This is a genomic window from uncultured Sphaerochaeta sp., assembly GCF_963676625.2.
Taxonomy (GTDB): domain Bacteria; phylum Spirochaetota; class Spirochaetia; order Sphaerochaetales; family Sphaerochaetaceae; genus Sphaerochaeta.
Window position 1 is genome coordinate 101682 of the sequence record NZ_CAXXYB010000004.1, and the last position, 12042, is coordinate 113723.

Consider the following 12042-nt stretch of genomic DNA (forward strand, 5'->3'; position numbering starts at 1 on the left):
TTGTACTTCATCATCATTAGGGTAAGCCCGTTTCTTATACAACGACATGCATTTTACTTTCAGAAATATCGCTTTTTCTCTCATTGCCGCCTAAAGTTTGAGAATAACTGTATTATTTTCCTCAAACCTGTACTTTCATCCCCGTTACAACGTTCCTTGCAGTATTATTGTTGACAGGAAGGAGACCTTGAAACACATACTTTGCTAAAAGGGAGGGTGGAATCGTTGGTATTCAGAAACATCAAGGCACGGATTACCATTATTACCGTAACATTCACTCTTATCATTGCCATTCTGGTCGCTACCTTCAGTTTTTTCGTATTCAGGTCCTTTGCACTGCAAAGCCAGATACAATCAACGGAATTCAATCTCCAGTTCATCGGTGCAAAGGCAAGGGAAAACATCGTTGCCCTCGATTCATTGATCAAATGGTGTACAACAAACAGTCAGGTCGCCCTCTATCTGGAACACAGTGGCAACCAAATCGCACTTGCCACCTATGATCGGGTCAAGGAGGAGATGATCAACAATCGTGCCAATACATATGTTGATCGCCTGATCATTACTGATATCAATCATACCAAACTACTGCATATGGGTTCAACGATGAGTGATAGCAAACCAGTAAACAGTGCCAATATCGATACAGTACTGCCAGAAACCTTCAAAAGGAACAATGGCTGGAACCGTATTGGAATCGATTCGTTCATTACCAAGGCAACAAGCCAGATACTTCCCATCAAACGAGTGCTGACCAGATCCTCTTCCACGGAAGTAACGGGACAATTGTATCTGGCAATCTCCTCGAAAATCATTACCGATCTTATAACAGATTATAACATTGCAAAAGGAAGCGCATTGTTTTTGATAATCGGCAACGATTTCTACCAAATAGACAAAGACAAATTCCAGCGAATTGAGAGCCCCTTCATGACGATGGAACACTATGAGACTACAGGAGAAGACACTCGCGTATATACAGGAAAACTGGAGAGTCATCCCCAACAGTTATTTGTCAGTTGCCCAATCGGGTTTCAGGACATCGAACTTGTCCAGAGTCTTCCTACCGGAAAGGTTACCTTTGAACGTTCCCTCTATTTTTCACTCATAGGGATAATATGCATTGCCGTCATGTGTTTTGGGCTTGTCCTGACGTTCTTGCTGAACCATATGATCAACAGACCGGTTGCGAAGATCAAACACCGTGTACAAGCTATTTCCCAGAGCGATTTCTCCAACGATCCTGATATAGAATGGGACGACGAACTGGGGGATATAGGCAAAGGCATAAACCAACTCTCGGCCCAGATTTCCGCTTTGTTGGAAACCCGTGTCGCCGATGAAAAAAACAAGCAGGAACTGGAGTATAGGATGCTGCAAAGCCAGATAAACCCACACTTTCTTTTCAATACCCTCAATTCAATTAAATGGATGGCCACCATCCAGAATGCCACAGGCATTGCCGAAATGACGACTTCTCTTTCACGATTGATGAAAAACATCAGCAAGGCAAACGGAATGATTATTTCACTCGGTGACGAACTAGATCTCTTGAACGATTATTTTGTCATACAAAAATATAGATATGGAGGGACTCTCGTATTGCAACAATCCATACCAGAGGAATTCCATACCATTGGCATCCCTCGCTTTACATTGCAACCACTTGTGGAAAATGCTATTTTTCATGGAATCGAACCCAAGGGTGGCAGCGGAACCATAACGGTTTCCGCAAAAAAACGCAGCGAGGAAATTATTGAGATTTCAATTCTGGATGATGGGATAGGGATGAGCCCTGAGCAGATTGAACAAGTTTTTTCCTCAAACAAGGCCCCTTCGCATGGAATGTTCAGTGAAATTGGAATCAAGAATGTCAACAAGCGAATACAATATACCTTCGGTGAGGAATATGGTTTGCATATTGAGAGCAAGGTAGGAAGCTATACACTTGCCCTATTGCTCCTTCCCAATCGAGAAAAGGAGGAAACCTTACGACCAAACTAATCATCGCAGATGACGAGCCCCTGGTACTCGTAGGCCTTCAATCGATGCTCAAATGGAATGAACTGGATATCGAAATCTGTTCAGTGGTTCGTAATGGACAACAACTGGAAGAAGCCATTGCCCGCTTCAAACCGGATTTAGTCATTTCTGACATTAAAATGCCGGTTAAGACAGGGTTGGAGGTACTGCAAGATTGCAGGAACCTCTATGGCAAGTTACCTGTATTCATCATCCTTACCAGTTTCGAGGAATTTTCCTTCGTGAAGGAAGCAATCAAATTCCAGGCAATCGACTATCTGGTAAAACTGGAACTTACCCAGCAAAGCCTGCTTGCCTCGGTCAAGAAAGCCCTCGTGTTGATTTCCGAAATCAAGGAAGTACAGCAAAAAACTCCCTTCATGACTGAACGGAGTGGAATGATTCCCTTCCAGGACAAATTCTTTGTCAGACTTTTCAATGGTTTGATCGAAACCCCAGAGGCTTTTGCAATTCAAAAGACTGACCTGGACCTGGATTTTTCCTTCCCTGCCTATGCTGTCTGCTATTGCCAGATCGAAGGCACACAGGAACAAATGTCACAGGATCAACAGGTCAATCTCTATTTCAGCACCACGCAAATGATCAGGGAGACAGTGGCAAGATATCTTACTTGCTATATCGTAAGCTTGGATATGCATCATCTGGCAATAACTTTTTGTCTAGATAAGGAACAGGAGTCCCATTATACAACGATCATTTCCCAGACCCTGGAGAAGCTGGTCCAGGTAATCTTTAACTATTTTTCCGTACGATTGTCCTGTTGCGTAGGCAAAAAGGTCCTTGATGCCTTCAATCTCAGTGATTCTTTTTACACTGCCAGACAATTGCTCTCAACAACAACGAAGGAACGACCAGTCATTATCTATGATCAGCAGAAGAACCAACAAGAAACGGATCAGGCATTCAATTTAAGCCAATACAAGAAGAAATTGACCAGAGCCTTTGAAGAACTTGACGGACCCTCCCTCAGTTTGGTTATAAAGGAGATAGCTGATTCCTTGGACCAAAGGACTACAAGCCGCATTCAGGCAATCGATGCAGCCAGCAATATCCTGTATATGGCAATTTCCTTGATTCCAGACGGACAACTCTTGGTCGAACAGATTTTTTCAGACGAAGTACAAGGATACAGAAGCATTTATAAAATGACCACGACAGATCAATGTTCCCTTTGGCTGAGAAAACTGGGAACTGGTTTGAATGAACAGTTATTGACACGTAAACAAGATTATCGAGCCAAGGTAATTACCAAGGTCCAGCAATATATCCTGGCCAATTTGGACAGGAAACTGCAACTCAGCGAAGTCTCTTCCATTTTTGGGTTCAGCCAGAATTACCTCAGCAGTCTTTTTTCCCGCTACGGCGGTTGCAGTTTCGTCGAATATACCACCAATGCAAAAATCAATGCGGCAAAAGAGATGATGGCCTCCGGTGATTACAAGATTTATGAAATCTCCGAGAAACTAGGCTTTGAAAGTTCTTTTTACTTCAGCAAGGTATTCAAAAAAGTTGCAGGTTACTCACCTCGGGAATATGTGCAGCATAAACCTGACCAAGGGAGCAAGAAATGATAGAGGAAGAACTTATAAACGTACCTGCCCATACCGAGGATTTCACCCCCTTTCCTTCTGCCTCAAACAGGAAAAGCTGGGAATCCTTGCAGGAAACCTCAAAACAAAGGATACTCGATACTGCAAAACGCACATCAGATACAAGGTATCCTTACTTATCGGCTTCCAGCTATATGGAATTTTCAAAAAGTGGAGACCGCGTACATTTTGAGAAACTGTATTTTGAGAAAAGAAGAAAACTGAATGCCGCGGTATTGGCTCAATGCATACTCCACGACCAAGCTTATCTTGATGACATCGTTGATGGAATCTATTCGATTTGCGAAGAGACCGGATGGCAACTACCTGCCCATAATAGCTATATCCGAGATACTCCCCAAGAGATACTTCCCGATCCCAACAGACCGGTGCTCGACCTGTTTGCCTGTGAAACAGGAGCCTTGCTTGCCACGCTCAGGACCCTTTTGAAGTCTGAGTTGGACAATATTTCTCCTTTGATCGTCCAAAGAATCGATGAGAACCTACAGCAAAGAATCATTACTCCTTACCTCACCATGCACTTCTGGTGGATGGGAAATGGAGAGGAACCCATGTGCAACTGGACTCCTTGGTGCACCCAGAATGTGTTGCTTGCCATATTTTCCCTACCCACTTCAGAAGCAATACGCCATACAAGCATTGCCCAGGCTGCCTATAGCCTGGACTGTTTTCTCAAGGATTATGGAAATGACGGATGTTGCAATGAAGGCGCCCAATATTATCGCCATGCGGCGCTTTGCCTCTTGGGATCGCTGGAAATACTGAATGCCGTTACCAAAGGGGCCTTCTCTTCTGTCTATAAGGAAGAAAAGATACGCAATATGGTTTCCTACATCATGAGAGTCCACGCACAGGGTCCCTATTTCATCAATTTTGGCGATTGTTCACCTTTGGCCGGACTTTGCGGCTCCCGGGAATATTTATTTGCCAAGCGAACGGACAACCAGGAACTCAGGAACTTTGCCCTTTATCAGTATCATCAAGACCTAGCAGAGAGCCGTGACCTACCTCAGGAAATCAATTTGACGTATCGTTTGCTTGCACTATTTTTGGAAAGAGAGATGGAAGAAAGCTCCCCCTTACCTTTCCCAAAAGGAGACATCTACTTTCCCAGTACGGGCCTTTTGGTCAGCCGTGATGAAACCTATGTACTCTCAGTCAAGGCGGGAGGCAACGGGGACAGTCATAACCATAACGACACAGGAAGCTTCATCCTGTATAAAAAAGGAAACCCCTTGCTCATCGATATAGGAGTGGAAAGCTACACAAAGAGAACTTTTTCACCTGAGCGCTATGGAATCTGGACAATGCAATCCTCATTCCATAATGTCACTAATTTTTCCTCATTCTCTCAAGAGGCAGGAAAAACCTTTTGTGCCAGCAATGTGAAAGTCCAGCTCGAGGAAAACCCAACTATACAGATGGAATTGAAGGGAGTCTATCCAAAAGAAGCTGAAATTCACTCCTATATTCGGCAGGTTTCCCATAGGAAAAATACAGGTATCCAAATAAACGATACGGTGGAAACGGCCTCCACTGCAGTACTTACCCTCATGAGTGCAGAGCTGCCTAAGATCTTGGAGGATAAAATTGCCCTAGGCAACTTGGGAATCATACAAATAAATCCTTGGCCACAGCCCGGGGATATCAGTATAGAGAAAATTCCAATTACCGATGAACGACTCCGAATTACTTGGCCAGACAAGATTTATAGAATTCTCATTAGGTACGAGCAAAGTATTTCATTACAGATAATTTAACCTAATTCTTTTTATTATTTATAATTATATTTTTTTTCCACTGATTGAAAGAATAAAAAAGTTTGACATCCTGCAATGCATAGGGTACAGTGGTCAATAGATAAAATAATTTGGAGGCATCATGGCCACAGTACAACTAAAAAACATTTGTAAGGTGTACGAAGGTGGAGTGAAGGCAGTCGACAATGTAAACATCGACGTAGAAGATCAGGCTTTTGTAGTCTTGGTCGGTCCTTCTGGTTGTGGAAAATCCACGACACTCCGCATGATCGCTGGCTTGGAAGACATCACCAGCGGCGAATTGTACATCGACGGGAACCTCGTAAACGACGTTCCACCGAAAGACAGGGACATTGCAATGGTATTCCAGAACTATGCTCTGTATCCCCACATGACCGTCTATGATAACATGGCATTCGGTCTGAAAATCCGCAAATTTCCCAAAGAAGAGATTGAGCAGCGTGTTCGTGAAGCTGCAAAGATTCTTGAAATCGAGGAATTGCTTGATAGAAAGCCAAAGGCTCTCTCTGGTGGACAGAGACAGCGTGTTGCCGTAGGACGTGCAATCGTTCGAAAGCCAAAGGTATTCCTCTTTGACGAACCTCTTTCCAACTTGGATGCCAAGCTTCGTGTCCAGATGCGTGCAGAGATCTCTTCCTTGCACAATCGTCTCAAGGCAACCATGATCTATGTCACTCATGACCAGGTTGAAGCACTTACCATGGCTACAAAGATTGTCGTAATGAAATTTGGTATTATCCAGCAGATCGGTGGACCACTTCCATTGTACAATGAGCCTAACAACAAGTTTGTTGCCGGATTTATCGGATCCCCACCCATGAACTTCCTTGAAACTGCTGTTGAAGCTGATGGTACTGACATCTATGTCAACGAAGGTTCCTTCCGTTTGAAAGTCAATGCAGAACAGAAAAAGTTCTTGACTCCTTATGTCGGCAAGAATGTGACATTCGGTATTCGCCCTGAGGATGTAGTCTTCAGCCACACCCCCAAAGATGGTGAAACCATTGATGGACATGTAAGTGTTGTTGAGCCCCTCGGTTCTGAGACCCACGTCTATGTTGCCACAACCAAGAGCCAGGTAATCGGAAAGATCGACCCGAACGTAACCGTTGCCGTCGATACCAAGATTTCCTTGATTCCTGATATGGCAAAGGCAAAATTCTTTGATATTGAAACAGAAGTTGTTATCAATAAAGCAACGAAAGCAGCCAGCAAATAAGTAGTATTGTTTATTTCCACCGGTCCAGAAATGGGCCGGTTTTTTATTGTCCAAACGATAAAAAAAAACCGAACCAATAGATGATATTGATCAGCATCATGGTTCGGCGGTTTATATGTATTTTCTTAAAAGAATTCTAGAAAAGCGCCTTGTATAGATGAATTACGGCTGACTGGGCATCCTCGGCGGCTACTCCAAAAAGAATTGAAGTATCGGAAGATCCATAATTAAGGAAATTGAGCTTGATATTTGCTTTGGAAAAAGCTGCTGTACAAGCGGGAATAAGGGAAGTATCTTCCATAACTCCGGCACCAATGACACCAACAATCGCATGCCCCTGATCAATTTCGATCGAGTCCAATTCGAATTCAGTTTTCAGGCGACTACACATTGCATTGATCACGCTGATACTCGCTTGGGAGGAGTCAAAGAACCAAACAATACTATCGATGCCGAACAAGGAAAAAGTTGGCCTGATTCCAAAAATATGCAACATGGTCAACAAAGCATGGCGAATTCCTGACTTCTTGAACAACATGAGCTTTCTCAGGCGTATCCGACTGAATCCTGTCTTGGCAGATATACCGACCAGAGGATGCCCATCGATCTCTCGTGAAGGCACGATCATGGTTCCCCTATCAAGAGGAGCATTGGTATTCTTGACATTGATGGGAATGCCTGCCGAAACGATTGGGGCAATTGCCTCTTCATGAAAAACCCCGGCCCCTACTCCTGCAAGTTCACGAACTTCACGGTAGGACATCGTTGGAATTACTTTTGCATCAGATACCAAACGAGGATCAACGGAAAAGACCCCGGAAACATCAGTCCAATTCTCATAAAGGGAAGCCATCACGGCCCTGGAAAGAATTGCACCGGTTATATCGGAACCTCCCCGACTGAAAGTCTTGACCTTCCCCTCGGTATCGGAGCCATAGAACCCAGGGACAATGTATTTCTGACCCGGCTTGATAGCTTGTCGAAGATTTTCCCAGGTAGCTTCATTTACCGTTCCATCATGATTTATTACGATGACAGGGTCACCATCGAGAAAAGTCCATCCAAAATAAGTTGCGATCAACCGCGCAGAAAGATATTCACCCCGGCTTGCCGCATATTCAGCGCCATGCCCGGCATCAATCATTTGCCTTACTTCCTCCAAGACAGGAATAAAGGGTTTCTTATCCATTTCCAGAGCGGTAAGGATATCGGTATATCGGGAGGAAACTTTCTTGAACAATTCACGACAGGAAAGTCCCTGCTGAACCAACGCATTACAGGCATACAACATATCGGTGACTTTCTCGTCATCCTTGTTCCTGCGTCCCGGTGCAGATACCACGACAACTTGTCGGTCCGTATTGGCATCAACGATGGACTTGACCTTTCGTATCTGCTCGGCATCTGCAACTGAGCTTCCACCGAATTTACATACAATCATGGGTGCTACCTCTCTAGGGTATAATTGGCTTATATATTTGGTATTGTATTGAACGGTAGAAAATTGTGCAATAGAATACATGTAGCGCTTTTTAGGACATCATGGTATATAAATATCGTTTTCCATACTATTTTTGGGAATTCCTTTACATATATTTTTTGTTATGGTATGACATAGCGACCGGGAATCACCGGAAAAAGGAATAGTTGTGCAACAAAGAACTGAAAATAAAATGGGAATATTGCCCATCCCTCGACTTGTCATGGTAATGTCTATCCCCATAATGATAAGCATGCTCGTACAGGCCCTTTACAATGTCGTTGATAGCATTTTTGTGGCAAAGGTCAGTGAAAATGCCTTGGCTGCAGTATCATTGGCCTTCCCTATCCAAAATCTTGTCATTGCAGTTGCGGTGGGAACCTCAATTGGTGTCAATTCCCTGCTTTCACGCAGTCTTGGGGCAAAAAACTATGAGGATGCCGAAAAAGCAGCAAACAATGGAATTGTCCTGGGATTCCTCAGTTGGGCTGTTTTTGCAGTCCTCGGACTGACCTTGTCAAAATATTTTTTCACCCTGTTCTCGGATAACGTTGCCTTGCAAGCCATGGGTTCCCAGTATATTTTGGTCTGTCTTGTTTTTTCCCTTGGAATATTCATAGATGTTACCTGTGAACGAATTCTCCAGGCAACAGGAGATACCATTCATCCGATGATCATCCAGGGAACTGGGGCAATCTTGAACATCATCCTCGATCCCATACTGATCTTCGGTTGGTTTGGCTTTCCTGCCCTGGGAGTGTTGGGAGCTGCCATAGCAACAGTCTTTTCCCAGCATGTCTCTGCCTGTATGGCAGTCTATTACGTTCGCAAGAACAAGGAAGTCCAAATAAAAACCTCTTTTTTCAAGCTTGAAAAGAGAATTGTCCTGAGTATCTACGCAGTCGGAATCCCTACCATCATCATGCAGGCCATCGGTACGGTAATGGTAATGGGCCTCAACAAGATCATCATTGCCTATGGAATTTCAGCCATTGCTGTATTAGGTGTCTATTTCAAACTGCAATCGTTCATTTTCATGCCAATCTTTGGACTGAACACCGGAATGATACCGGTCATCGGGTTCAATTATGGAGCAAAGAAGCCCAAGAGAATTACACAGACCGTCAAGGTAGGATTATTTGTCTCAGTCTTGATAATGATCATAGGTACAGCAATTTTCATGCTGTGTCCACGGTTCTTGCTCAGCTGGTTTGATGCCTCACCAGATATGTTGGCAATTGGCATCGTAGCCTTCCCCAGGATAAGTCTCTGTTTTATCAGTGCAGGAATCTGCATTGTCCTGGGTTCTCTTTTCCAGGCAATCGGGGACGGTTATATCAGCATGATCATTTCCATTACCAGACAAATGATTTTTCTGATTCCCGCGGCCTATATTTTGGGAAGATTGTTTGGTCTTGATGCCATCTGGTTCTCCTTTATCATTGCAGAGTTATCTTCGTTCCTGCTTACCTTGCTCTTTTTCAAAAGTGACTACAAAAAGAAAATAAAACCCTTGTTTGCATTGGAAGATGCCCAGCAGTAAGAATATTCACAAATCGAACTGAATCAAGAAACCACTCTTTCAAGGAGTGGTTTCTTGTATGCAGAATCCATGAAAAAACAAGGATACTCTCATCAAGATTTTTATAATGCTTTCACCTATAGATAAAAAGACGACATCCTCTCAATGAAGAATGCCGTCTCAATTTAAAATCAAGGAGTACCTATCTGTAACCTGTGCCACAAGAAGTCCTTACTTTATGAAGGATTCAGTCTTTTGGAAAATCATTCCCATTCAATGGTCCCCGGGGGTTTGCTGGTGATATCGTACAGGACACGATTGACTCCGCTGACTTCATTGCAAATCCGGCTTGAGGCCCTTTGCAATACATCAGGGGGAAATCGATACCAATCGGCAGTCATGGCATCTTCACTGGTTACAGCTCGCAAGGAACAGACTTCCTCATAGGTTCGTTCATCTCCCTGCACGCCGACACTCTTAACTGGAAGCAAACAAGCAAGTGCTTGCCAAATGTCGTCGTACAACCCAGCTTTGCGAATTTCATCAATGAAGATGGCATCGACATCGCGGAGGGTATCAAGCCGTTCCTTGGTTATCTCACCGACGCAACGGACCCCAAGACCGGGACCGGGGAAAGGATGACGGTTAACCATATCCTCAGGAAGTCCCAACTCCCTACCCAATTGCCGTACCTCATCCTTGAATAATTCGCGCAAAGGTTCAAGCAAGTCCCATTTCAGATCAGCGGGTAAACCCCCGACATTATGATGGCTCTTGATTGTCGCCGAAGGCCCCCCTGAAGGGCTTTTGCTTTCAATTACATCCGGATAGAGCGTACCTTGGGCAAGGAATGAAATCTCTCCGGCTTTTCTGGCTTCACTATAAAAGGTATCAATGAATACCTTCCCGATAATCTTGCGTTTAGCCTCAGGCTCAGAGACCCCTTCCAAGGCAGAAAGGAAAGCTTGCTCGGCATCGGCATACTGCAATCTGATATTATAATTCTTGCAAAAAACTTTCTGGACCATTTCCGCTTCGCCCTTGCGAAGCAATCCATTATTGACAAATACACAAACCAGTTGATCTCCGATGGCCCTATGAATCAAGACAGCCGCGACAGTAGAATCTACGCCACCGGAAAGTCCACACAGAACTTGCTTGTCACCGACCTTGGAACGAATCTCCTCAATAGCGGTATTGATGAAAGAGCCCATATCCCAATCAGTCGCTGCTTTACAGATATCAAGGACAAAATTCGAGAGTATCTGCTTGCCTTGGGCCGTGTGCACTACCTCTGGATGGAATTGAACACCATAAAAATTCTTTTGGGTATTCTCAATTACAGTATAAGGACAATTTACGGTACTCCCTGTGGTCGCAAAGCCAGAAGGAATGGATATTACAGAATCACCATGGCTCATCCAGACACGGGAAGCCTCAGAAATACCCTTGAGCAATACAGTATCCTTGGTTGTAAGGGAAAGGTCCGCAAACCCATATTCACGTTTCTCTGGACGTTTTACCGATCCACCATTCTGGACACTCAATACTTGCAAACCGTAACAGATGCCTAGAATGGGAATTCCCAAATCATAAATCTCGGCATCGGGTCTGGGAGAGCCTTCTGCACTCACACTTGCCGGTCCACCCGAAAAGATAATGCCCTTGGGCTGCATTTCCTTCAGTTCCCGGGCACTGATCGTAAAGGGAACAATTTGGCTATATACCTGAAGTTCGCGCACTCGCCGAGCAATAAGCTGGCTATATTGGGCACCGAAATCAAGTACAACTATTGTGTCGTGAGGAAACTTTTGCATTGGATGCTCCTGAAAAACTATAAATTACTATACTTATTACCAAGCTAAACCGCGTACCGGGGGATAAGCTCTCTGCACCGCATAGGACACGGCAAGACCAAGCACTGCACCCACTCCACTCTGAATCAGATTTCCCGGAATTTCTGCCGCTGCTACACTAAAGCCGCTGATAAAGATTGCAGAAAGCAAGAAGTATCCGATCGAAACAGTTGCCATGCAAACCAAACCGGCAAGAACCTTCTTGAAAAAAGGGATGACCCTACCTGCCTGCTGACCAACGATCAGGGCAACCAACAAACCTTCCAAACCATGGACAACAAAGGAAATCGGAGCCCATTGGGCGTATCCGCTGATCAAGTCAGCCAACGCAGTACCAAGTCCGGCAGCAATGAAGGCTGTCCAAGGACCAAACGTAAAAGCAGTAAAACAAATTGCTACATCACAGAGGTTCAAATACCCTTTTGCAGTGGGGATACGCACAATCATCGTGAAGACCACCACTACGGCTGTCAATACAGCTACCACGGCAATCTTGAGCGCGTTCTTTTTGTCTTCCATTTTATTTGACCT

At 44.3% G+C, this 12042-nt stretch carries 8 protein-coding genes; 5 read left to right on the forward strand and 3 right to left on the reverse strand.

Annotation, left to right across the window (positions count from 1 at the left end; translation table 11 throughout):
* Positions 1-216: 216 nt before the first annotated feature.
* The 4 genes from ACHZBG_RS03655 to ACHZBG_RS03670 all read left to right on the forward strand — a co-directional run bounded on the left by ACHZBG_RS03655 (position 217) and on the right by ACHZBG_RS03670 (position 6653).
* Positions 217-2004, forward strand: a complete 1788-nt coding sequence (locus ACHZBG_RS03655) for a sensor histidine kinase (protein WP_320128087.1) — start codon at positions 217-219, stop codon at positions 2002-2004.
* A gap of 2 nt (positions 2005-2006) precedes the next feature.
* Positions 2007-3614: a helix-turn-helix domain-containing protein gene (locus ACHZBG_RS03660; protein ID WP_320129227.1), complete on the forward strand. Its 1608-nt coding sequence runs from the start codon at positions 2007-2009 to the stop codon at positions 3612-3614.
* A complete protein-coding gene (locus tag ACHZBG_RS03665) occupies positions 3611-5413 on the forward strand; it encodes a heparinase II/III family protein (protein WP_320128088.1) in 1803 nt (600 codons plus the stop codon). The genes ACHZBG_RS03660 and ACHZBG_RS03665 overlap by 4 nt, the downstream gene beginning before the upstream one ends.
* 121 nt (positions 5414-5534) lie before the next feature.
* Positions 5535-6653, forward strand: coding sequence for a sn-glycerol-3-phosphate ABC transporter ATP-binding protein UgpC (locus tag ACHZBG_RS03670; RefSeq protein WP_320128089.1), 1119 nt, complete (start codon positions 5535-5537; stop codon positions 6651-6653).
* Positions 6654-6789: 136 nt separating this feature from the next.
* On the opposite strand, the gene ACHZBG_RS03675 is transcribed toward ACHZBG_RS03670, so the two are convergent.
* Complete coding sequence (locus tag ACHZBG_RS03675) at positions 6790-8094, reverse strand: aspartate kinase (RefSeq protein ID WP_320128090.1); 1305 nt, start codon at positions 8092-8094, stop codon at positions 6790-6792.
* Between the two features lie 208 nt (positions 8095-8302).
* Here ACHZBG_RS03675 and ACHZBG_RS03680 point away from each other — a divergent pair, with 208 nt between their 5' ends.
* Complete coding sequence (locus ACHZBG_RS03680; protein WP_320128091.1) at positions 8303-9676, forward strand: MATE family efflux transporter; 1374 nt, start codon at positions 8303-8305, stop codon at positions 9674-9676.
* Between the two features lie 242 nt (positions 9677-9918).
* On the opposite strand, the gene guaA is transcribed toward ACHZBG_RS03680, so the two are convergent.
* Entirely contained in the window at positions 9919-11472 is a 1554-nt protein-coding gene (guaA, locus tag ACHZBG_RS03685; protein ID WP_320128092.1) for a glutamine-hydrolyzing GMP synthase, read from the reverse strand.
* Positions 11473-11508: 36 nt separating this feature from the next.
* Positions 11509-12030 (reverse strand): ECF transporter S component, encoded by a 522-nt coding sequence (locus ACHZBG_RS03690; RefSeq protein WP_320128093.1) that lies wholly within the window; start codon positions 12028-12030, stop codon positions 11509-11511.
* Positions 12031-12042 lie beyond the last annotated feature (12 nt).

What these genes read in the sequence shown, in the direction of transcription:
- ACHZBG_RS03690 (WP_320128093.1), bottom strand. Translation starts at nt 12,030, where the DNA reads ATGGAAGACAAAAAGAACGCGCTCAAGATTGCCGTGGTAGCTGTATTG.
- ACHZBG_RS03665 (WP_320128088.1), top strand. Translation starts at nt 3,611, where the DNA reads ATGATAGAGGAAGAACTTATAAACGTACCTGCCCATACCGAGGATTTC.
- ACHZBG_RS03670 (WP_320128089.1), top strand. Translation starts at nt 5,535, where the DNA reads ATGGCCACAGTACAACTAAAAAACATTTGTAAGGTGTACGAAGGTGGA.
- guaA (WP_320128092.1), bottom strand. Translation starts at nt 11,472, where the DNA reads ATGCAAAAGTTTCCTCACGACACAATAGTTGTACTTGATTTCGGTGCC.
- ACHZBG_RS03675 (WP_320128090.1), bottom strand. Translation starts at nt 8,094, where the DNA reads ATGATTGTATGTAAATTCGGTGGAAGCTCAGTTGCAGATGCCGAGCAG.